This is a genomic window from Acidovorax sp. A79, from assembly GCF_041154505.1.
Classification (GTDB): domain Bacteria; phylum Pseudomonadota; class Gammaproteobacteria; order Burkholderiales; family Burkholderiaceae_C; genus Acidovorax.
Window position 1 is genome coordinate 3,950,733 of record NZ_AP028672.1, and the last position, 21,573, is coordinate 3,972,305.

Here is a 21,573-nt window from a genome sequence, read left to right on the forward strand (position 1 = left end):
GTCTGCGGCCCCTTCGCGGTGCGAAGGGGCAAACCTGCGTCGGGGCGGTTGCGGGGTGCGCCGCAGAACTCACTGCGCGCCTTTGGCGCTCCGTTCAGACAACTGCGGCGAGTCAGTGCACGAAGCATGCGCGCTCCGACGCGCATGCCACCCCGCAGCCGCCCCGCCGCAGGCGCAGCCAGCAGGGGGTGGACAGCCGAACAGCCACACGGGCCTTTGCTTCGCTCGGCCTGGCGGTCGCGGCGCAAAGCGCCTGCGCGTTCGGGGGCCGAGCGCAGCGATGGCCCGTGTGGATGTTGGCTCCCCCAGCCCTTCAGGATGCGCCGAGGAGCGCAGTGCGGGGGGCGGGCGTGTGCCGAAGGACACACGCCTTCGTTGACTGACTCGCTGCGGTTGTCTGAGCGAAGCGCGAAGCGCGCAGCGAGTTCCGCAGCGCGCCCCTCGCACGAGCACCGCAGGTTGCCCCGCTCGCCCAGCGGGCGAGTGGGGACGCAGGCCGTAGGGTCGCCCTTTCTTTGGTGACTTTCTTTCGGCGACGCGAAAGAAAGTTACTCGCACGCCGGGCGACTCCCGGCCTCCGCCCTTCAACCAGGCATGCTGCCCATCAGCGAGCCTGCGAGCGCACCCAGGGTCCGACAAGCTCAACCCGACCGGGTGTGGAGCGCAGCGCCCCGGCCCACCAGCAGCCGAAACGGCAGCAGCAGCGCCACGCCCAGCACCAGCTTCACCCCCAGGTCCCCCAGCGCCCACGTCACCCAAGGGTCGCTGCTACCGGCAAAGGCGATGCTCCAGAACACTGCCGTGTCCAGCACCGCAGCCATCAGCGTGGCCACCAGCGGCGCGCGCCACCACGTGCCGTGGCGCAGCCGGTCGAACACGGCGATGTCCAGCCATTGCGACAGCAAAAACGCCGTGCCGGACGCGATGGCAATGCGCCCAGGTGCCAGCACCAGCGACGCGGCCACCGCCACGGCAAAGCCCACCCAGGCCACGCGGCGCGCCTGCTGCGGGCCGTGGGCGCGGTTGACCAGCTCACTCACCAGGAAGGCGACCGGGTAGGTGATCGCGCCCCAGGTGAGCCAGTCGTTGATCGGGAACTGCACCAGGATGTTGGAAGCCAGCACCACGGCGGCCATGGCCAGGGCAGCGGCAGCGAACTGCGCGCGGGTCGGGTGCGTCAGCGCAGCCGGCATGCCACCACCACTACGTCAGGCCGTGGTGCCCAGCAGGGCGCGCGCAACCGCCTCGCCCACCTTGATCCCGTCCACCCCCGCGGACAGGATGCCGCCCGCATAGCTCGCGCCTTCGCCCGCCGGGTACAGGCCGGGGGTGTTCAGGCTCTGCAGGTTCTCATTGCGCCCGATCTTGAGCGGCGACGACGTGCGTGTCTCCACGCCGGTCAGCACCGCGTCGTGCATGTCGAAGCCCTTGATCTTGCGGCCGAACACGGGCAGCGCCTCGCGCAGTGCCGCGATGGCGTAGCCGGGCAGGGCGGCGTGCAGGTCGCCCAGGGCCACGCCGGGCTTGTACGAAGGCTCCACATCGCCCAGGTGCTTCGATGGAGTGCCCTGGATGAAGTCGCCCACCAGTTGCCCCGGCGCGCTGTAGTCGCGCCCGCCGAGCACGAAGGCGTTGGATTCGAGCTGGCGTTGCAGCACGATGCCCGCCAGCGGGTGGAACTGGCCCTGCGGCAGCGCTTCGATGCCGTGGGTGTGGCCCAGGTGGGTGTCGAAGGCGGCGGCATCGGTGGGGTAGTCGCTCGGGTCGATCCCCACCACCATGCCCGCGTTGGCGTTGCGTTCGTTGCGCGAGTACTGGCTCATGCCGTTGGTGACCACGCGGTTCGGCTCGCTGGTGGCGGCCACCACGGTGCCGCCGGGGCACATGCAGAAGCTGTACACCGCCCGGCCGTTCTGCGCATGGTGCACCAGCTTGTAGTCGGCCGCGCCCAGGAGCGGGTGGCCGGCGTGGCGGCCCCAGCGCGCGCGGTCGATGATGCCCTGCGGGTGCTCGATGCGAAAGCCGATGGAAAACGGCTTGGCCTCCATGGCGACGCCGCGGTCGTACAGCATCGCAAAGGTGTCGCGCGAGCTGTGGCCCAGGGCCATCACCACATGGTCGGCGCGCAGGTCGGTGGTCTCGCCCGTGGCCTGGTTCAGCACCTTCAGGCCGCGCAGGTGGCGGTTCTCCCCGGTGCCTTCGACGACCACGTCCGTCACGCGCTGCTCGAAGCGGATCTCGCCGCCCAGCGCGATGATCTGCTCGCGCAGGTTCTCCACCACCTTCACCAGCTTGAAGGTGCCGATGTGCGGGTGGGCGACGTACAAAATCTCTTCAGGGGCGCCGGCCTTGACGAACTCGTTCATCACCTTGCGGCCCAGGTGGCGCGGGTCCTTGATCTGGCTGTAGAGCTTGCCGTCGCTGAAGGTGCCCGCGCCGCCCTCGCCGAACTGCACGTTGCTTTCGGCATGCAGCTCGCGCTTGCGCCACAGGCCCCAGGTGTCCTTGGTGCGCTCGCGCACGGGCTTGCCGCGCTCGAGCACGATGGGCTTGAAGCCCATCTGCGCCAGCACCAGCGCCGCGAAGATGCCGCAGGGGCCAAAGCCCACCACCACGGGGCGCAGGGGCAGCTCGGCCGGGGCCTGGCCCACGGGCTGCCAGGCCATGTCGGGCGTGGGCTGGATGTGCGGGTGGCTGTCGAACTGCGCCAGCAGCGCGGCTTCATGCTCCGGCCGGGCCAGGGTGATGTCGATGATGTACACCGCCAGCAGTTCCACCTTGCGCGCGTCGAAGCTGCGCTTGAAGACGTTCAGGTGGGTGATGTCGGCCGGGGCCAGGCCCAGCAGCCTGGCGGCGGCGGCGCGCAGCAGCGCGTCGGGGTCTTCGGCCGCCGTGAAGGGCAGCCGGATTTCGGAGAGGCGGATCATGGTCTTGCGGGCCCGTGTCGATCGGGCGGGGTGCAAAGTCGTGGGGCCGTGATTTTACCGGGCCGCTGGCGCGCGGCCCCGTGCCTGCCGTGGGCGCCCTTGGCGTGGGGTAGGCGATTTTTCAAAAATGATAGCTGCTACCGCTTGATGGATAAGCGCTGCAACCGGTTTTTATGCGGATCTTCCGTCGCCGGTGGCCTCGCCCCTGCGCCAGCGCAGCTCGGCCACGCCAAAGCCCAGCGCGGCCAGCAGCAGGGGCAGGAAGTAGTACAGCGCCCGGTACGCCAGCAGGGCCGCCAGCACCTTGTCCTGGCCCAGCGCGCCGTGGGCCAGCAGCGCGACGCCCACGGCCTCCAGCACGCCCAGGCCCGCGGGCACCCGCAGGACCAGCCCGGCCACAGCTCCCAGCTGCACGGTGGCGAGCGCGGCGGGGTAGCTCACCGCGCCCTGCAGCACGGCCCACAGCGCCGCGCCCATGAGCATCCAGTTCGTGGCCGACGCCGCCACCTGCCACAAGGCCACGGGCCACCGGGGCAGCGGAAAGGCGTGGCCGCGCAGCGTGAGGGCCCGTCCGCCGCGCGCGGCGCACAGCGCCACGTACGCCACGGGCAGGCAGCCCAGCACCGCGCCGCCCAGCCGCCATTGCCATGGCGTGGCGGCCCAGCCGGCCAGCAGCGGGGGCTGCCACAGCCAGGGGAGGACCGCCGCGAGCAGCAGGTAGCCCACCCAGTTGGTCAGCACGCTGGTGCCCACCACCTGCCCGATGGTGCCCGCGTCCACCCCGCGCCGCGCGTACAGCCGGTAGCGCACGCCCACGCCGCCGATCAGCGAGCCCAGGTTGAGCGTGAAGGGATAGCTGGTCATCGCGATGCCCAGCGTGGCGCGGCGCGTGAGCCGGTGGCCGCTGCAGTGGCGGCCCACCCAGTCGAAGCTGCCGTAGGTGAAATGGCTGGTCAGGGCCAGCGCTCCCGCCACGGCGAGCGCGCTGGCGGGCAGCGCCTGCAGGGCGCGCAACACGGCGGGCCAGTCCACCAGGCGCGCCTGCCGGAAGATGAGCCAGGCCACCCCCCCGAAGAACGCCGCCGCGAGGCCGCGCGTGAGCCACGGCCACCAGGGGCGCTGGGTGAGGCCGCGCCAGCCGGAAGGGGCGCCGGGGGCCTGCCTGCCCGCGGCCAGGGGCGGCAGGGCCGGGTGGCGCGGGGTCGTGGTGGTGGCTGCCATGGGATGCCGGGGCCGCCTAGGCGGCCACGCCCGCGCTGCTGTTGTTGTTGGTGCCGTTGCCGGCGGCATCGCCCGCGGGCTGCGCGGGGGCCGGCGCCTTGCGGACCATGGTGATGGTGGGCTCGTGGCGGGGCAGCCAGCCGGCCCAGGTGGGAAACCACCGCATCAGGTGGAAGACCACGTAGCTGCGCAGCAGGCGCAGGCCGTCCAGCCGCCCCGGCGGCGGGGCCTCGATCTGCCGGCAGTTGTTCTCCATCAGCCGCGCCAGGCGGCGATGGAGCTGGGCGTTGAAGCCGCGGTCCTGGATGATCACGTTGGCCTCGAGGTTGAGCGACAGGCTCAGCGGGTCGAGGTTGCTGGAGCCGACGGTGGACCATTCGTCGTCCACCAGCGCCACCTTGCCGTGCAGGGGCCGCTCGCAGTATTCATACACCTGCACGCCCGCGCGCAGCAGGTGGTCATAGAGCATGCTGGCCGCCGTGCGCACGATGGCCATGTCGGGCTGGCCCTGCAGGATGAGCCGCACGTCGACCCCGCGTTTGGCGGCGCGCCGCATCTCGCGGATGAAGCGGTAGCCCGGGAAGAAATACGCATTGGCGATCACCACGCGATGGCGTGCCGACCGCAGGGCCACGCGGTAGTGGCGTTCGATGTCGCTGCGGTGGTCGTGGTTGTCGCGGGTCACGAAAATGGCATGGGCGGTGCCCGCGTGGGGCCGCCCTGTGGCGGCCGCGCCGCCCGGGCGCCGGCGCTGCGCGCCCTCCTGCACGGCCTCGCGCAGGAAATGGTGCATCTGCGCCACGATGGGGCCGCGCACCTGCACGGCGTAGTCCTGCTTGGCCTCGGGGCCGAAATCCGCCACGTGGTCGGCCGAGTAGTTGATGCCGCCGATGAACCCCAGCTCGCCGTCCACCACCACCATCTTGCGGTGCATGCGGCGCAGCATGTTCAGGCGCTGGCCCATGAAGCGGCGGCCCGGGTCGAAGATGCGAAAGCGCACGCCCGCCTCGACCAGGCTGCCCACGAAGCCGTCGGACAGGTCGGGCGAGCCGAACCCGTCCACCAGCACATGCACTTCCACGCCGCGCCGGGCGGCCGCGAGCAGGGCGGCGTGCAGTTCCTGGCCGATCTTGTCCTCGAACAGGATGAAGGTCTCCAGCAGCACTTCGCGCCGTGCCTTTTCAATCGCGCCGAACACCCGGGGGAAAAACTCCTCGCCGTTTTCCAGCAGATCGAAGTGGTTGCCCGGCACCCAGCGGGATGAGCGTGGTGCGCGAAACGAGCGGGAAGATAGGCTCATAGCAGGATCTCCGCCGCCAGGGGTGCGTGGTCCGAAAGCTTGTCCCAGGGCTTGCGCGGCAGCGACAGGGGTGCATGAACGGCCGCGTTGCGCACGTAGATGCGGTCCAGCGCGAGCAGCGGCATGGACGCGGGGAAGGTGCGCACCGCCCGGCCGAAGGCCTGCACGAACACCTCCTGCAGGCCCGCGCCCCGCTGCAGGATGTCGTGCGCGCGGTGGCGCCAGTCATTGAAGTCGCCGGCCAGCACCACGGGCTCGCCGGGCGGGAAGGTCTTGAGCAGCTCGCACACCCGCTGCAGCTGGCGCTGGCGGTGGGCCTCCTGCAGCCCCAGGTGCACGCACACGGCATGCACGGGCAGGTGGTGGCCGGGCGGCTGCAGCACACAGTGCAGCATGCCGCGCCGCTCGGGCCCGCTGATCGAGATGTCATGGTTCTCGTAGTGCGTGATGGGGAACTTGGACAGCAGGGCGTTGCCGTGGTCGCCGTTGTCATACACGGCATTGCGCCCGTAGGCGTACTGCGACCAGATGGTGTCGGCCAGGAACTCGTAGTGCGGCACCTGCGGAAAGTTGGCGAGCCGGCTGGCATGGCGGTGGTGCGTGCCCTGCACCTCCTGCAGAAAGACCAGGTCCGCCGCCACGCTGCGCACCGCCTCGCGCAGCTCGTGCAGCATGAAGCGCCGGTTGAAGGTGGTGAAGCCCTTGTGCACGTTCACGGTGAGCACCTTGAACGCGATGGGTTGTGAGGGGAGGGTGTCCATGGGCAAACAATCGTTGTGGGGCCCTCCGGCGCGGGGCGCCGCCAGGGGCGGGCCGAAGGGTGAAACGATTGTTGGGGCCGCAGTGCGCCGCCGCTGTAGGACGGCTGGCCGTGGGTGTGTGCTGCGCTGGCCGAAAAAGGCTTTCGGCCCTGAACCCGTGCCTTGGCTACGTGCTGGGTTCAGGGCTGGCACCAGGGGCCGGCCGCCCCCGCAGCACCTTGGAAACTGGCGCGCCCCAGGCCGGTGCACCCGTGGAACTGGCTCTGCCAGGCCACCGGGTGCGTCCCCCTGGGGGCTGAGACGCCGCGGCTCCACGCCTGCCTGCGCAGGCTTGGACGGCATCGAAGAGGCACCGCCTCTGGCGGTGGCACCAAGCGGTTGCGCCTCAGGGGGGCAATTTATGCAGGCAGGAACCCCTCCACCGACAGATAACGCTCGCCCGTGTCGTAGTTGAAGCCCAGCACCTTGGCGCCCGCGGGCAGCTCGGGCAGCTTCTGCGCAATGGCGGCGAGCGTGGCGCCCGACGAAATGCCCACCAGGATGCCTTCTTCACGCGCGCAGCGGCGTGCGTATTCGCGGGCGGGTTCGGCATCGACCTGGATCACGCCGTCGAGCAGGCTGGTGTCGAGGTTCTTGGGGATGAACCCCGCGCCAATGCCCTGGATGGGGTGGGGCGCCGGCGCGCCGCCCGAGATCACCGGCGATGCCGTGGGCTCCACCGCGAACACCTTGAGGTTCGCAAACCTGGCCTTGAGCACCCGCGCCACGCCCGTGATGTGGCCGCCCGTGCCCACGCCCGTGATCAGCACGTCGATGCCGTCGGGGAAGTCCGCCAGGATCTCCTGCGCGGTGGTGCGCACATGCACGTCGATGTTGGCGGGGTTCTCGAACTGCTGGGGAATCCACGAGCCCGGCGTCTGCGCCTGCAGCTCCTGTGCGCGGGCGATCGCGCCCTTCATGCCCTTTTCGCGCGGGGTCAGGTCGAACTGCGCGCCGTAGGCCAGCATCAGGCGGCGGCGCTCGATGCTCATGCTGTCGGGCATCACCAGGATGAGCTTGTAGCCCTTGACGGCCGCCACCAGCGCCAGGCCGATGCCGGTGTTGCCCGAGGTGGGCTCGATGATCGTGCCGCCGGGCTGCAGGGCGCCGGACTTCTCGGCGTCTTCCACCATCGACAGCGCGATGCGGTCCTTGATGGAGCCACCGGGGTTGCTGCGCTCGGACTTCACCCACACGTTGGCCGCCGGGCCAAACAGGCGGTTGATGCGCACGTGGGGCGTGTGGCCGATGGTTTGCAGAATGTTGTCAACTTTCATGGCGTCTCCTGTGAGGTGCAAAGAGGGGTGTGACGCGCATTCTGAACCACTTGTTCTGCTGTCTGGGTGATATGGATATGCCGGGGCCTGTGGGTTGCGGGCCGGCCGGCAGGGGTTGTCCCCGGCCCCGGCCGCGCGGCGGGCCCGGGGGGCGGGCTACGCCGGTGTGATCTCGACCCGCATGGCCCCGTCCACCGGCGTGGTCTGCACCCGCACCGGCAGGCCCAGCGCGATGGTCTGCGCATTGGTGGCCGTGTGCTGCGTCACCTCGGTGCAGGTGTAGCGCGCGGCTTGCCCGCTGCGCCACACCGCCAGGGCCAGCGGCAGCATCCACTGGTCCGCCAGGTGCGGGCCCAGGGCGCCCGTGCTGCGCTGGTAGGCGCGCACCTCGTCCACCAGCCGCTTGGCGACCTGCTCGGCCGACAGGCTGCGCGCGCCCAGCTGGCAGAACACCTCGGTGACGTGCTCGTACTCCAGCGTGGCGATCAGCGCATTGCCCGGCCCCTCGTTCTGGCGCGTGGGCGGCTGGCGCAACTGGCCTGCTTCAAAGGTCCAGCCCATCCGCTGGCCCAGGGTCTCCAGCTCCCGGTAGGGAATGTTGCGGGCCAGGCCGGGCGCCAGCGCATCGGCCCACCCGGTCTTCAGCGTGCCGCGCTCCAGCACGTCCACCGGGGCCAGGGTCTGGACTGGGGGCGTGATGTGCGCCAGCACCTCGCCGCCCCCGGCGGGGTAGAAGCCCCGCCGCTGCAGCTGCAGATCCAGCCCCACCCCCAGCCGCCGCACCAGCGGCGCAAACGCCCGTTCCAGAAAGTCAAACGGCGGCGCCATCGGGTTGTGCGTGCCGCCCGACAGCTGCACACGGCTCTCGCCGTCGGCCAGCATCAGCGCGGGCAAGACCGTTTGCAGCACCAGCAGGCAGCTGCCCGCCGTGGCGATCTGAAAGCGGTAGTCGCCAGAACGCACCGCGCCCGGCGTGAACCGCAGCGTCTGGGAGCCCAGCTCCGCCCCCTCGGCCTGCCCGCCGCACACGGCTGTGGCCGCCTGCACGCAGGCCAGGTGCTGTCGCATCAGTCCCGGCTTGGGCCGCCCGGCGCGGATGCGCGTGATGTGCAGCGGCCGGCCGGTGGCCATGGAAAGGGCCAGGCCGGTGCGCAGGATCTGGCCGCCGCCTTCGCCGGTGGAGCCGTCGAGGGTGAGGGGGGACAATGTCAACTCCGTCATGGCGATGCCTGCGCCGCACCCACGGCGCGGGTGTGTGGCTCCACCGGGTGGGCTGGGCGCGGCATTTTCTTGTGGTTCTGTTGTTTGCATAAAAATGGCCGTGGCGCTCATTGGATAAGCGCGAGCAGCTATCAAAAGTATAGTATTCGCCGCAACCCTTCGCCACTGTGCGGCCCGGGGGCTACCCCTTCACGCACACCACCTGCTTGAGCGTGTACACCACCTCCACCAGGTCCTGCTGCGCCGCCATCACCGCGTCGATGTTCTTGTACGCCATTGGAATCTCGTCGATCACGTCGGCATCCTTGCGGCATTCCACGCCCTCGGTCGCAGCAATCTGGTCTGCCACGGTGTACATCTTCTTGGCCTTGGTGCGGCTCATCGTTCGGCCCGCGCCGTGGCTGCAGCTGCTGAAGCTCTCGGGGTTGCCTTTTCCGCGCACTATGAAGCTCTTGGCCCCCATGCTCCCTGGGATGATCCCCAGCTTGCCTCGCTCGGCACTCACCGCGCCCTTGCGGGTCACGAACACGTCCTGCCCGAAGTGCGTTTCGCGCTGCACGTAGTTGTGGTGGCAGTTCACGGCTTCCACGTGCGTCTCGAACGGCTTGGTGATCACCTTGCGCAGCGCGGCAATCACCCGGCCCATCATCACTTCGCGGTTGGCGGCGGCGAACTTCTGCGCCCACCCCACGGCCTTCACGTAGTCGCCGAAGTACCGCGCGCCTTCCTCGAAGTACGCCAGGTCCTTGTCGGGCAGGTTGCGCTGGTTCATCTCGGCGTCCTTCTTGGCCAACTCGATGAAGTGGGTGCCGATGGCGTTCCCCACCCCGCGCGAGCCCGAGTGCAGCATCACCCACACGGACTGGTGTTCGTCCAGGCAGATCTCGATGAAGTGGTTGCCCGTTCCCAGCGTTCCCAGGTGCTTGTAGTTGTTGGTCTTCTCGATGCGCGGATGCGCCTCGCAGATCTCCTTGAACTCGTCCACCAGGGCCGACCATGCGCGGTCGGTCTCGGCGGGCGGGGTATCCCAGCTGCCTTTATCGCGGCCCATGCGTTTGGGCGTCATCCCCACCGGCACGGCGCGCTCGATGGCGGCGCGCACGCCAGAGAGGTTGTCGGGCAGGTCGCTGGCGGTCAGCGTGGTCTTGCACGCCATCATTCCGCACCCCAGGTCCACCCCCACCGCGGCGGGAATGATGGCCTTGAGCGTGGGCACCACCGAGCCGATGGTGGCACCGATTCCCAGGTGCACGTCGGGCATCACCGCCACGTGCTTGAACACGATGGGCAGGCGCGCGATGTTGCGCAGCTGGTTCCGGGCTTCTTCTTCCACGGGCACGCCGTTCGTCCACATCTTCACGGGCACGCCGTTCGGCACTTCGTATTGTTCGTAGTTGTTGTTGGTCATATTGTTCTTTCGCATTTTGTTGTTCATTGCACCATTCCGCGCGCTGCGGCCTGGGCGTAGTTCTTCAGTTCGTCGTCGTTCTTCACCTGGCGGATGAAGGCGTCCATGTGCGCCTGCAGTTCCTTGGGCCGCTTCAGGCGCACGCCCTCGTGGCCGATCCCGTGCAATGCGGACTCCTGTGCGGCCCTGAACGGCATCGCCAGCATCTCGCAGAACACCTGCCACATCGCGTCGCGCCATTCAGGGATGTCCTTGGCGTTCCAGAACGTGGGCCACACGTCAAACCACATGTAGCTCACGAAGCAGAGGCGGTCGCTTCGGCTCCCGATGGGGCTCGTCCCGGTGTCCAGGCGCGGGCCGAGGCAGTCGCGCCACAAGGTGGGCAGGGCCCGCATCATGCGCATCGCGTCGGCCAAGGGCACCGAGGGGTCGTTCGCCATGTGCGGGATGTCGCCCGCGTTGTTGCTCATCACATGGTTCAGGCCCATGCCCACCTGCTCGTCGCTGTAGGGCGCCAGGTCGGTGCCCGCGTTGGCGAACAGCACGGTCTGGATGTGTGTCCATTGCAGTGGCGTGGCGTCGAACTCCGGCTCGTCGATCAGCCAATACCACTCCTGCCCGCTCTTGTCGGGCACGGGGCGGTCGAAGAGGTAGCGCAAGGCCGCGCTGTACACCGCCGGGTCCAGGCCGACGGATGCGCAGGTGGCGGATGCGGTGTCCCGCTGCAGGCGCTTTGCTCTCGCTGTCAGTTTCTTGTTTTTCATGGCAGTTCCTGCTTTTCCATTTTTTCCATTTTTCTCAGCGCATCTTCACGAGGCCGTTCAGCACCTGGTCCAGGCCTCCGAACACCGAGATCTTGTCGATGCGCTCGGCCACGCGCTCCAGCGTCTCCAGTTCTTTCATGCGCAGGGCGACGGGGTTGTCCTCCATCACCTTCGCCGTGTTGAGCAGCGAGCGCGTGGCAGCCGTTTCCTCGCGGCGGCGTATCACGTTGGCCTCGGCCTGCTTCTGGGCCTGCACCACCTGGGTCAGGATGGCCTTCATCTCGCCGGGCAGCACGATGTCCTTCACGCCCACGCTCTCCAGCTGCATGCCGAAGGGCTGCAATTTGGCGGCCATGTGCGCGGTCACCACGTCGTCGATCACCGTCTTGCTCTCCAGCAGCTCATCGAGCGTGCGGGTGCCCACGGCGGCGCGCAGCGCGAACTGCAGCTCGCGGTACAGGTAGTCGGCGGGCTTTTGCAGCTGGGCAAAGGCGCGCAGCACATCGGTGGTGCGAAAGGTGGCAGACAGGTTCAGCCGCAGGCTCACCTTGTCGCGGGTCATGATGTCCTGGCCCGAGACCTCCACGGCCTGCAGGCGCAGGTCCACCAGTTCCACGGCGATGGTGCGGCCGTACTTCCAGAACGCGTAGGCGCCGGCCGCCAGCAGGCGTTCGACCTTGCCGTCCACCGTGAGCAGCGCGCACTGGCCCTCGGGCACCTGCACCTGCAGCACGCCGGTCAATCCGGCCACGCTGCGCTGGCGCAGTTGCGTTTGCGTCAGGCGCGCCACCAGGGCGGCGGGCAGCTCGGGGCCTGCCTGCAGGTCGATCACCTGCACGCTCACCTCCACCAGGCCTTTCCAATAGAGGCGGCGCGTGCCGGGGGGCAGCACCTCGACCAGCACGCCGTTTTCGCTGCGCAGGCCCACTTGCTGTTCCGACAGGTTCACTTGCACAAACTCTGCCGCCACCACGGCGGGTTCCTGCGCCATCAGGTAGTCGGCCAGGCCGTGGGTGAAGGCGGGTTGCTCCAGGGCGAAGGTCTCCACGCGCAGCTGGTCCATGCCGGCAAACAGCCAGTGCGTGCCACTGTGGAGCACGCGGTCAAAGCTGCCGTTGCGCAGCAGCAGGGCGCGTTCGTTCTTCTTCACGGTGGTGCGTTGGATCAACTTCGTCATTTTTTCTTCTCCTTGTTCTGTCGTTGTCGTTACTTCGCTGTCATTGCAATCAGGGTGCCGTTACAGCGATGGCGGGGTGCCAGGGGGCACAACCTCGGGCCTTGCAGTGCGCCGTGGCGGCTGCCCTGCAAGCAGGGCGGCAGCGTGGCTGGCTGCGGGCGCGGGCCGTGCCGGGTGCTGGCACAAACCGCCACCGGCTGACGGGGCCTTGCCTTGCGGTGGCGTTCCCAAAAAACGCCACCCTGGGGCAACTCCCCGCGTTCGGCGGGTGGTCTTTCGACCGGTACTTCCAAGTGCTGGCCTTGCGGCCTTGGGCAGGAATCGAACCTGCAACAGACCCCTTGCGGGGTTGCTCTACCAATGAGCTACCAATGGAGGCACGCCTGGAGTCGAACCAGGCATCCCTTGCGGGATGGCTACCACGGCCGTGCCGTTACCCAGCGTTTGCGGCGTGCGGCATGCGGGGAATCGACAAGAGCCCTGAGGCTCCGGATTCCCTGCACCGGCGGGGCGAACGTGTGTCCTAACCCCGGCCTGTGAGCGGTCACCGCTTGCGCTGGATGTCTTCTTTATTGCCAGATGCGTGCCAGCCTGTGGCTTGTGGTTTGATTTCTTTCAAGTCGTTGATTTGTAAGGGGAAATTTCTTCGATTGTTTTTTTGGTCTATTCGAGGTGCATAAAGTAACTAGAATGAAAGCTAGTTGAATAGATAAATGGAATGCGCAAAAACAAAGTCGTCATCGGTTTCCTGGGCACCCAGCTCGACGCCGGCAGGGGCGCGGGGCGGTGGGAAAAGTGGCGCCCCACGGTGTCGCTGGTGCAGCATGAGGATGTGGTGATCGAGCGGCTGGAGCTGCTCTACACGCCGCCCCATCAGGACCTGGCGCAGCAGGTGCGCGCCGACATGGCTGTTGCGTCCCCCGAGACCACGGTGAATCTGGCGCCCCTGCCCATTGCCGACCCGTGGGACTTTGGCGAGGTGTATGCCAGGCTGTTTGACTGGGCGCAGGCCTACCGCTTCGACACCGGGCGCGAGGAGTACTGGACGCACATCACCACCGGCACCCACGTGGCCCAGATCTGCCTGTTCCTGCTGGTGGAATCGCGCCGCATTCCAGGCGTGCTGGCGCAGACCTCGCCGCCCAAACGCCAGCAGATGGGCGACCCGGGCAGCTACACGCTGATCGACCTGGACCTGTCGCGCTACGACGGGATCGCCCAGCGCTTCGGCGCCGAGCAGCAGGACGCGGTGCAGTTCCTCAAGAGCGGCATCGCCACGCGCAACGCGCGCTTCAACGCGCTGATCGACGAGGTGGAGCGCGTGGCGGTGCGCTCGCGTGCGCCCATCCTGTTCACCGGGCCCACGGGCGCGGGCAAGTCGCACCTGGCGCGGCGCATGTTCGAGCTGAAGAAGTCGCGCCACCAGGTGGAGGGCGAGTTCGTGGAAGTGAACTGCGCCACGCTGCATGGCGACGGCGCGGCGTCCACGCTGTTCGGCCACAAGAAAGGCGCCTTCACCGGTGCGGCGGCCGACCGCGCGGGCCTGCTGCGCACGGCGCACAAGGGCGTGCTGTTCCTCGACGAGATCGGCGAACTGGGCCTCGATGAGCAGGCCATGCTGCTCAAGGCGGTGGAGGAAAAGCGCTTCTACCCCCTGGGCAGCGACCGCGAGGTGGCCAGCGACTTCGAGCTCATCGCGGGTACCAACCGCGACCTGCGCACCGAGGTGGCGGCGGGGCGTTTTCGCGAAGACCTGTATGCGCGCATCAACCTCTGGAGCTATGTGCTGCCGGGCCTGGCGCAGCGGCCCGAGGACATCGAGCCCAATGTGGACCACCAGCTGGCCCGCGCAGGCGCCGAGCTGGGCCGCGGCGTGCGCTTTTCCAACGAGGCGCGCGCGGCCTACCTGCGCTATGCCCAGTCGCCCGAGGCGCTGTGGACGGGCAACTTCCGCGACCTCTCGGCCAGCGTCACGCGCCTGGCCACGCTGGCCGACAGCGGCCGCATCGGCCTGCCCCTGGTCGAGGCCGAGATCGCGCGCCTGCGCTGGCTGTGGCAGCCCGCCAGCGATGCGCGCAGCGGTCTGGCGTCCATGCCCGGCGCGGTGGGCCGCGGCGATCTGGCGGACCTGCTGGGCGAGGAAGCGGTGCACGCCCTGGACCTGTTCGACCAGCTGCAACTGGCGGCCGTGCTGCAGGTGTGCCGCCAGGCCCGCACCCTGTCGGACGCGGGGCGCCAGCTGTTCCAGGCCTCGCGCACGCAGCGCACGGTGGTCAACGATGCGGACCGGCTGCGCAAGTACCTGGCGCGGTTCGGCCTGGACTGGGAGCGCGCCGCTGCCGCTGGGCAGTAATCCTAGAAACGGCAGTTGACCGATTGGTTTCCTTCAACTTGCCATCTGAAGTCAGGTATGTGCTGCTTCGATGGCGTTCACTGGTTGGATGGGCACGCTATACACCCGCCAGCACCGCGCTCGGCGTGCCATGCGGCGTTGCTCCTCCTTGCAGGCAAGAGCCTGGAGCGTCGTCTCGCCTTGCCTGACGCACCGATCACGGCACTGACGGGCGCATTCAACTGCCGTTTCTAGGATAATCCACCCCGTGAAGCGCGCCAGACCGCCGCTGGTGCAATCTGGGAAACCAGGCACTGGAGGAACGTCCGGACTGCACAGGACAGCGTAGCAGCTAACGGCTGCCCACCGTGAGGTGAGGATCAGAGCAACAGAGACGAGTCCGGGTGGAAACTACCTGCCACGGAGTGTTCTGTGAGGCGCCAGCGCAAGCTGGCGAGAGGACAGCGAGAGCTGTCCGAACCCGGCGCAAGCCGGGTCCGAACAGCCACCCCGAGCGGGCAAGCCCGCTCGGGGTGAAACGGGCAATCTCTACGCGCAGCAATACCAAGTAGGCCAGCGTTGATGTGGTTCCGCAGAGCTGGCGGGTAGGTAGCACCGAGCCGTGGTGGCGACACCCGGCCCAGATTAATGGCGGTCACACTGCGGGCAACCGTGGTGCACAGAATCCGGCTTATCGGCGCGCTTCACACTTTATTTCCCCCAGCCTCAGCCTGGTGTAGGCGCTGATGTGCCGGTCGTGCCCGGCGCGGAGCACGCCACGGCGCGCTCAGCCTTTCGCGCAGTGGGGCGCATGCCCCTTCTCCAGCTCCGTGGCCCGCTCCACGGTGTCGGGGTGGCTGCTGAGCAGCGACCAGACCGGGTGCGACGCCATGTCTTCCGCCATCTTGCGCTTGCGCGAGCGCTCCGGGCTGCTGGCGCCGGGTTCGGCCGCTGTGGCCGCCTGGTCCTGGCCTGCTTTCTCCTTCTTCTTGTTGTCTTCTTCCTCTTCTGCTTCTTCTTCATCCTTCGCGATGGCCAGCAGCAGCTGGCCCATGGGCGCCGTGGGCAGGGCTGCCTGGCCCATCACCGCGATGGCGTAGCAGTCGGCTTCGCGCTCGTGGCTGCGGCTGTAGGCCAGCCCCGTGAGCACCGAGGCACCGGTGGAGACAATGCCGGACACATCGCCCAGCGCCAGCCCCAGGCCCATGCTGAGCACGCCCTGCTGCACCACCATGCGCGTGGTGTGCCGCTGCACCACATGGCCGATTTCGTGCGCCAGCACGCCCACCAGCGCGTTGTCGTCCAGTCCCTTGTCGGCGGCCGCCTTCACGATGCCGTCGGTCATCACCACCTTGCCGCCCGGCAGCGCAAAGGCGTTGGCGCCCATGCCCGAGCGGAATTCCAGGCTCAGGGGAGGCTGGTAGCCGGGGTAGCGCCGCAGGCCGGGGGGTGTGTGCTGCACCAGGGCGTCAAAGCGCGCCTTGAGCTGCTCCTGCCGCTCCCTGGGGAGCTTGCTGGGCTTGAGCGTGCCGCTGTCCATCTGGCGCAGCACGTTCTCGGCCACGCTGGTTTCCCAGGACAGGGGCACAAAGCGCGTGAGCTGCGTGGCGGCCCAGGGGGTGCCGTAGCGGTAGAACAGCGTGAGGCCGATGGCCGCCACCGCCACCACGCCCAGCAGCACGGGCCAGCGGGTCTGCATGCGCTGGGCCAGGCCCGGGCGTTCGCCAGCGGCGGCCAGGGCGGCGCGCCAGTCGTTCACGGCATCGATCTCCAGGCTGCCGTGGTCCCGCAGGTCCACGACCACGCGGGGCTGGGGCTTGCGCTCGTTCCAGGCCTCCGGCCAGCCCACATCCTTGCAGGCGAACACGGCCGGCGCGGCGCCTGGCTGCGAGAGCGGGTGTAGCACCAGCGACGGGCCCCGCGGCGTGGGGCGCAGGCCCACCATCACGGGGCGGGCTCTGCTGCTCTGGCCGTCGAACCAGCGGCCAGGCACGAGGGATGCAGCGTGAAGGGGGTCGTTCATGTCAGTCATCCATCACGTTGTAGGTGGCCCGGGGCCGGTGAAACTGGCGGCGGCACGGGCGAGCGGCCGCCCTGGCCGGACGCACCGGGGCGCGAAGCGCCTCAGGGGGATGCCCTCTACCCGCTATCCAATCAGGTCCAGGCCCGCCGCATCGGCCAGCGCATCGCCCAGGCCGCCTTGCTGCTGGCGCACCATGGCGCCCGCCACCTGTTCCACGCCGCCCTTGACATGCAGGGTGACGGATTCGCATTTCATGCGGTATTCGCTCACCCGCGCAAACGGACGGTACAGCCCCAGCGTGAGCAGGGTGAGCAGCATGTTCTTGATGCGCAGCCACACGTAGCGCCCGCTCTTCAGGTGGCACTTGAACCGTGCCACGTGGCTCACGCCGGTGTTGTTCCACATCAGCTGGAACATGCGCGCCTCGCGGTACGCGCGGGCGGGGGCCGAGGCCAGGATCAGCATGAAGATGCCCGCCACGATGGACACGATGATCACCACGAACAGCCACAGACCCATGCGGTCGCTCTGGCTGGCCACCAGCGCGATGGAGCTGCCCGCCAGGATGCCGATCAGCGCCGAAATGCCGACCACGCACAGGATGAACACGGCCACCGTGGCCAGCCACACCTTCACGAAATCCATGTACACCGGCTTCCAGCGGCCTTTTTCTGCGCCCACCTGGGCCTTGAGCACCAGCAGGCTCTTGTAGTTGTATTCGAGGCGGATGAAGCACAGCACCGTCAGCACCAGGCCCAGCAGCAGCAGGCCGCCCATGGCGGGGGTGAAGGCGGGCAGGGACCGCTTGGTGGTTTCTTCCTCGGCGGCCTGGAGCGCCTCGGCCAGTCCGGGCGACAGCACCTGCATGCCGAAGAACACGCCGAACCACACCAGCGCCAGCGCGAACATGGGCCAGCTGGCGATGTAGACCTCTTTCCAGCTGGCGGTGAACTGCAGGCGCAGGCCGCGCCAGCGCGTGGCCCCGAGCCGAAAGCGCATGGCGCTGCCCCAGATCAGGGGCGAGAGCACGGCGCCGGTCAGCAGGAACACGCCCACGGCCGCGTCCTGTCCGGTATTGGCGGCGATGTTGTAGGCCAGCGTGAGCAGCACCAGCAGCACGAAGCCCATCACCATCTTGCGCTGCTGCGCGGTGAATTCCAGGGGGCTGCCCGCCACCAGCGTGTGGCTGTAGAAGTACTGCGCGGTGCGGCGCCGGGCCCAGGGGGTGTAGATGCCCAGCGTGACGATGGACAGCAGCACGTTGACGATCCACACCCGGAAATACTCGCCGCCGCTGCCGGTGAATTCGAGCGGATGCGCGTCGATGTTCTGCGGCATGAACGTGGACATCGGCCCGGCGGCGCCGTCTCTGTCTGATGGAACTTGGCTCATGGACTCCCTCCTGTTTGTGGCGCAGTGTAGCAGCGGTCTGTGGAAAAAATATCAAGCCAGATGGGCCTCTGGCGCCTTTCCATCAAGCGCTGATAGCTATGTTTTTGGTAGCAACCGTTCTGATGATGGTTCGGCCCGCCCCGCCCGCCGCCGGCAACTGGCGCACCCCTGCCAGCGCACCCGTGGAACTGGCTTTGCCAGGCCCCGGGTGCGTCCCCCTCAGGGGGATGGCGCCAAAGGCGACTCAGGGGGAGTCAGAACTTCTCCCAGGGCTGCAGATAGCGCCACTGCCCCTCGGGCACCTTGGCCAGCGGCACGCGGCCGATGCGGATGCGCTTCAAGGCGACCACGGCCAGGCCCACGGCGTCGCACATGGCCGGGATCTGGCCGGGGCGGATGCCCTTGAGCGCAAAGCGCAGTTTCGTCTCGCTTTGCCAGCTCACCTTGATGGGCGGCAGCGGGCGGCCGTTGAACGACAGGCCGTGGCACAGGCGCTGCAGCCCGTTCGGTGCGATATCGCCCTTCACCTCGACGATGCATTCCTGCTCCAGCGACTCGATGTCTTCCGCCAGCTTGCGCGCGATGCGCTTGTCCTGGGTGTAGACCACCAGGCCGCTGGCCTCGGTGGGCAGCGGCGTGAAGCATTCGAGCTGCTTGAAATGGCGCAGCAGCACGCGGATGCCCGAGGCGTCCTCGGCCAGGTGGGATGCAGCGCCCAGCAGCGTGCTGGCGGCCGTGGCGCCCTGGCTGCGGCTGGCGTGCGCCGCTGGCCCGGCGGGCAGGCCCAGGCCGGCTTCAAACCCCACCGGCTTGTGCAGCAGCAAGGTCACCGGGGTCAGCTCCAGCAGGCTGGCGTCCTTGGCCACCGCCACGGCCTGGCCGGGGCGCACGCGCGCGCCCGGGGCTTCCACCACCTGGCCGTCCACGCTCACAAAGCCGCCTTCGATGAATTGCTCGGCCGTGCTGCGCGAGCAGTTCAGTTGCTCGGCCACGCGTTTGGCCAGGCGGATGTGGGTGGGGTCAGGGTTTTTGTCATTCATGGGTGGGGGCGGCTTTCTTTGTTGGATGGATTGTGTGGGCATGCCTCTTGTTGTTCGTGGCGCGTGCAGCGGGCGCTCTCTCCGCCAGGGACGCCAAGCGAGGGCCGACCCGCAGCGAGGGCGTCGTCCCCCGGATGGGGGAAGGCGCCGCAGGCGACTCAGGGGGCGAGCATTCTTATTCGCTCTACATGCGCCAGCAGCGAGCGCTGGGCCACGGGCCACATGCGCGGGGGCACGTCGTCATACGCATGCTGCACCCAGTCGTCCACGCTGCCCTGGGGCAGCGCCTGCATGGCGGCCAGCACCTTGGCCTCGCGCGCCAGGCGGTGGGCCTTGAGCCTGGCGATCGCGCCGCGCGCGTCGCCCAGCACATAGCCGTGCGCGGGCAGGATGAACTCCACGCCATGTGCGGCGCAGACCGCATCGAGCTTGTCCAGAGAGTCGAGGTAGTCGGCCATGTTGCCGTCGGGTGGGTCCACCACGGTGGTGCTGCCGTTGAGGATGTGGTCGCCGCTGAACAGCAGGGCGTCTTCCACGAGCAGCAGGCACAGGTGGTTGGCCGCGTGGCCCGGGGTGTGGATCACCTGCAGGGTGTGGGTGATTTTGCCCTCTGGCGCTTGTCCTTCCAGCGTGAGCAGCTCATTGTTTTGTAGCAAGCGGTCGGGCGTGAATGCGCTGGCAGCGCGCGCCGTGGGGGCCGATGGCAGGCCCAGGATGGGGGGGGCGCTGCGCCCGGCCCGGGTGCACATCGCCTGCAGCGGCGCGGCGCCGGGCGAGTGGTCGGGGTGCGAGTGGGTGCACACGATCGTGCGGATGTCGCCGCCGGCGGCGCGCCAGAGCCTGTCCAGGTGCTCCGCGTCGGCCGGGCCCGGGTCGATGGCGATGTAGCCGGTGGCCGGGTCGCCCACCAGGTAGCTGTTGGTGCCGGGTCCGGTCATCACGCCGGGGTTGGGCGCGGTCAGGCGCTGCACGTTGCGCAGCAGCGGCACGGGCCGGTCGGTCTGCCAGTCGAGCGCGTGCACGATCTGGCCGTCGGGGCACACCAGGGCCAGCTCGCCAAAGGGGGCGTCGCCTTCCATGTAGCGCGCCTCCTGGCCCGCCAGCGTGCCGGCGCGCGGGCAGCTCACCCACAGCGGCTTTTCATCGGCCAGAGCGTCAAGAACCGCCTGCGCGCTGGCGAACAGGGCGAGCCGCTGCAGCGTGCGGATGGTGGGAAAGATCATGAAGAACTGCCCCGCCGCGTGCCGCGCCAGCGCATCGGCCGGGCGCACCCACACGGGCTCGAACTGCTCGGTTTCGTCGGCCACGGGCTCCTGGCCCTCGGGCATGCGGGCCACGAGGAACGGCACGTCGAAACGGCGCGGCAGGTCGCGGTCGGCCGTCCAGTGGGCCAGCAGGTACACGCTGTCGGCCGCCAGGCGCAGACCGCGCGCGCCGCACTGGGCGGCCAGCGGCTGGTGGCGGTCGATGGCGGCGATGTCCCGTGCGTCGGCCATGCGCCCATCGGCATGGCGGGCCAGCAGGATGCCCAGCTCCTCGAAGCTTTCGCGGATCGCGGCGATGGCCTGCGTGAGGTGCTGGTCGCTCTGCGTGGGGCGGCGGTCGGCGGCGGCGTGCACCTGCGCGTCCAGCGCGTCGATGCCCCCGCCCGGGAACACGTAGGCCCCGGGCGCGAAGCTGGCCGTGGCCGAGCGCCGGGTCATGAGGACTTCCAGTCCGCCCGGTTCGCCCTGCGCATCGCGCAGCAGCAGCACGGTGGCGGCCGGGCGGGTGGCAACAGGTTCGCGGTGGGGGTGCAGTTGTTGGTTGGTGCGGGGCATCGGGCCATTATCGAGGCGCGCGGCGCGCCCCGCACGGGCGGGGCGGTTCAGTCCCAGGCGGGCGCCAGGCCTTCGGGGTTCACCAGCCGTTCGCCGCGGTCCAGCGCGGCGATGCGTGCCATGTCCTCGCCGGTCAACCGCAGCGGCCGGGCTTTCAGGTTGCTCGCCAGGTTGTCGCGCCGGGTGGACGAGGGAATCACGGCATACCCCAGCTGCATGGCCCAGGCCAGCGCCACCTGCGCGGTGGTGGCGCCGTGGGCCCGCGCGATGTCCGCCAGCACCGGGTCGCCCAGCACCTTGCCGTAGGCCAGGGTCATGTACGAGGTGGTGTGGATGCCCTGGCTGCGCGCGAAGTCCGCCACGGCGCGGTTCTGCAGATAGGGGTGCAGCTCGATCTGGTGCGTGGCGATGCGGTCGGCGCCGACGGCCGCGATGGCTTCGCGCAGCAGGGCGGTATTGAAGTTCGACACGCCGATCAGGCGCGTGAGGCCCCGGGCCTGGGCCTCGGCCAGCGCGCCCATGAACTCGGCCACGGGCACGGCGCTGCCGGGCGAGGGCCAGTGGATCAGCGTGAGGTCCACCTGGTCGGTGCGCAGCCTGGCCAGGCTGTCCTTCAGGCTCTGGACGAGCCGGTCGCCCGCCAGGTGCTCGGTCCAGACCTTCGTGGTGATGAAGAGCTCGCCGCGCGGCACGCCGCTGTCCGCGATGGCCTGGCCGACCTCGGCCTCGTTGCCATAGATCTGCGCCGTGTCGATGGCGCGATAGCCCAGGTCGAGCGCGTTGCGCACCGAGTCGATGACGACCTGGCCCTGGAGGCGGAAGGTGCCCAGGCCGAAGGCGGGAAGGGAAGGGGAAGAAGTCATGGCGATTC

General features: G+C 68.9%; 16 protein-coding genes, 1 tRNA gene and 1 other RNA gene. 2 read left to right on the forward strand and 16 right to left on the reverse strand.

Features of this window, described 5'->3' with window-relative positions; all coding sequences use genetic code 11:
- Positions 1-641: 641 nt before the first annotated feature.
- The 11 genes from ACAM51_RS18090 to ACAM51_RS18140 form a co-directional block, all read right to left on the reverse strand.
- Positions 642-1,136: a VUT family protein gene (locus tag ACAM51_RS18090; protein WP_369643843.1), complete on the reverse strand. Its 495-nt coding sequence runs from the start codon at positions 1,134-1,136 to the stop codon at positions 642-644.
- 72 nt (positions 1,137-1,208) lie between these two features.
- Entirely contained in the window at positions 1,209-2,927 is a 1,719-nt protein-coding gene (locus ACAM51_RS18095) for an NAD(P)/FAD-dependent oxidoreductase (protein WP_369641404.1), read from the reverse strand.
- Between the two features lie 171 nt (positions 2,928-3,098).
- Positions 3,099-4,148, reverse strand: coding sequence for a lysylphosphatidylglycerol synthase domain-containing protein (locus ACAM51_RS18100; RefSeq protein ID WP_369641405.1), 1,050 nt, complete (start codon positions 4,146-4,148; stop codon positions 3,099-3,101).
- Between the two features lie 16 nt (positions 4,149-4,164).
- Complete coding sequence (gene clsB, locus ACAM51_RS18105; protein ID WP_369641406.1) at positions 4,165-5,448, reverse strand: cardiolipin synthase ClsB; 1,284 nt, start codon at positions 5,446-5,448, stop codon at positions 4,165-4,167.
- Positions 5,445-6,209: an endonuclease/exonuclease/phosphatase family protein gene (locus tag ACAM51_RS18110; RefSeq protein ID WP_369641407.1), complete on the reverse strand. Its 765-nt coding sequence runs from the start codon at positions 6,207-6,209 to the stop codon at positions 5,445-5,447. Before ACAM51_RS18110 ends, clsB begins: the two co-directional genes overlap by 4 nt.
- Positions 6,210-6,607: 398 nt before the next feature.
- Entirely contained in the window at positions 6,608-7,525 is a 918-nt protein-coding gene (cysK, locus tag ACAM51_RS18115; RefSeq protein WP_369641408.1) for a cysteine synthase A, read from the reverse strand.
- A gap of 156 nt (positions 7,526-7,681) precedes the next feature.
- Positions 7,682-8,746, reverse strand: coding sequence for an RNA 3'-terminal phosphate cyclase (gene rtcA, locus ACAM51_RS18120; protein WP_369641409.1), 1,065 nt, complete (start codon positions 8,744-8,746; stop codon positions 7,682-7,684).
- A gap of 181 nt (positions 8,747-8,927) precedes the next feature.
- Entirely contained in the window at positions 8,928-10,154 is a 1,227-nt protein-coding gene (locus ACAM51_RS18125) for an RtcB family protein (protein WP_369643844.1), read from the reverse strand.
- A 23-nt stretch (positions 10,155-10,177) separates the two neighbouring features.
- Complete coding sequence (locus ACAM51_RS18130; RefSeq protein ID WP_369641410.1) at positions 10,178-10,918, reverse strand: hypothetical protein; 741 nt, start codon at positions 10,916-10,918, stop codon at positions 10,178-10,180.
- A gap of 34 nt (positions 10,919-10,952) precedes the next feature.
- Positions 10,953-12,095, reverse strand: coding sequence for a slipin family protein (locus ACAM51_RS18135; protein WP_369641411.1), 1,143 nt, complete (start codon positions 12,093-12,095; stop codon positions 10,953-10,955).
- A gap of 306 nt (positions 12,096-12,401) precedes the next feature.
- A tRNA-OTHER gene (locus ACAM51_RS18140) sits at positions 12,402-12,474 on the reverse strand.
- A 339-nt stretch (positions 12,475-12,813) separates the two neighbouring features.
- On the opposite strand from ACAM51_RS18140, the gene rtcR reads away from it, so the two are divergent.
- Positions 12,814-14,448: an RNA repair transcriptional activator RtcR gene (rtcR, locus tag ACAM51_RS18145; RefSeq protein ID WP_369641412.1), complete on the forward strand. Its 1,635-nt coding sequence runs from the start codon at positions 12,814-12,816 to the stop codon at positions 14,446-14,448.
- Positions 14,449-14,697: 249 nt separating this feature from the next.
- Positions 14,698-15,137: RNase P RNA component class A (rnpB, locus tag ACAM51_RS18150), an RNA gene on the forward strand.
- Positions 15,138-15,214: 77 nt separating this feature from the next.
- Here the strand turns inward: rnpB and ACAM51_RS18155 are convergent.
- The 5 genes from ACAM51_RS18155 to dkgB all read right to left on the reverse strand — a co-directional run bounded on the left by ACAM51_RS18155 (position 15,215) and on the right by dkgB (position 21,565).
- A complete protein-coding gene (locus ACAM51_RS18155) occupies positions 15,215-16,450 on the reverse strand; it encodes a M48 family metallopeptidase (RefSeq protein WP_369641413.1) in 1,236 nt (411 codons plus the stop codon).
- A 123-nt stretch (positions 16,451-16,573) separates the two neighbouring features.
- Positions 16,574-17,800, reverse strand: a complete 1,227-nt coding sequence (locus ACAM51_RS18160; RefSeq protein ID WP_218294385.1) for a YjgN family protein — start codon at positions 17,798-17,800, stop codon at positions 16,574-16,576.
- Between the two features lie 296 nt (positions 17,801-18,096).
- On the reverse strand, positions 18,097-18,882 hold the full coding sequence (locus ACAM51_RS18165; RefSeq protein ID WP_369641414.1) for an rRNA pseudouridine synthase: 786 nt from the start codon (positions 18,880-18,882) through the stop codon (positions 18,097-18,099).
- Positions 18,883-19,040: 158 nt separating this feature from the next.
- Positions 19,041-20,702, reverse strand: a complete 1,662-nt coding sequence (locus ACAM51_RS18170; protein WP_369641415.1) for an MBL fold metallo-hydrolase — start codon at positions 20,700-20,702, stop codon at positions 19,041-19,043.
- Positions 20,703-20,749: 47 nt separating this feature from the next.
- Entirely contained in the window at positions 20,750-21,565 is an 816-nt protein-coding gene (dkgB, locus tag ACAM51_RS18175; RefSeq protein WP_369641416.1) for a 2,5-didehydrogluconate reductase DkgB, read from the reverse strand.
- Between the last annotated feature and the right edge of the window lie 8 nt (positions 21,566-21,573).

Coding starts and splice junctions, on each gene's coding strand:
- ACAM51_RS18095 (WP_369641404.1), bottom strand. CDS start 2,927: ATGATCCGCCTCTCCGAAATCCGGCTGCCCTTCACGGCGGCCGAAGAC.
- clsB (WP_369641406.1), bottom strand. CDS start 5,448: ATGAGCCTATCTTCCCGCTCGTTTCGCGCACCACGCTCATCCCGCTGG.
- ACAM51_RS18155 (WP_369641413.1), bottom strand. CDS start 16,450: ATGAACGACCCCCTTCACGCTGCATCCCTCGTGCCTGGCCGCTGGTTC.
- ACAM51_RS18165 (WP_369641414.1), bottom strand. CDS start 18,882: ATGAATGACAAAAACCCTGACCCCACCCACATCCGCCTGGCCAAACGC.
- ACAM51_RS18100 (WP_369641405.1), bottom strand. CDS start 4,148: ATGGCAGCCACCACCACGACCCCGCGCCACCCGGCCCTGCCGCCCCTG.
- ACAM51_RS18170 (WP_369641415.1), bottom strand. CDS start 20,702: ATGCCCCGCACCAACCAACAACTGCACCCCCACCGCGAACCTGTTGCC.
- cysK (WP_369641408.1), bottom strand. CDS start 7,525: ATGAAAGTTGACAACATTCTGCAAACCATCGGCCACACGCCCCACGTG.
- rtcA (WP_369641409.1), bottom strand. CDS start 8,746: ATGACGGAGTTGACATTGTCCCCCCTCACCCTCGACGGCTCCACCGGC.
- rtcR (WP_369641412.1), top strand. CDS start 12,814: ATGCGCAAAAACAAAGTCGTCATCGGTTTCCTGGGCACCCAGCTCGAC.
- ACAM51_RS18090 (WP_369643843.1), bottom strand. CDS start 1,136: ATGGCCGCCGTGGTGCTGGCTTCCAACATCCTGGTGCAGTTCCCGATC.
- ACAM51_RS18125 (WP_369643844.1), bottom strand. CDS start 10,154: ATGACCAACAACAACTACGAACAATACGAAGTGCCGAACGGCGTGCCC.
- ACAM51_RS18130 (WP_369641410.1), bottom strand. CDS start 10,918: ATGAAAAACAAGAAACTGACAGCGAGAGCAAAGCGCCTGCAGCGGGAC.
- dkgB (WP_369641416.1), bottom strand. CDS start 21,565: ATGACTTCTTCCCCTTCCCTTCCCGCCTTCGGCCTGGGCACCTTCCGC.
- ACAM51_RS18135 (WP_369641411.1), bottom strand. CDS start 12,095: ATGACGAAGTTGATCCAACGCACCACCGTGAAGAAGAACGAACGCGCC.
- ACAM51_RS18160 (WP_218294385.1), bottom strand. CDS start 17,800: ATGTCCACGTTCATGCCGCAGAACATCGACGCGCATCCGCTCGAATTC.
- ACAM51_RS18110 (WP_369641407.1), bottom strand. CDS start 6,209: ATGGACACCCTCCCCTCACAACCCATCGCGTTCAAGGTGCTCACCGTG.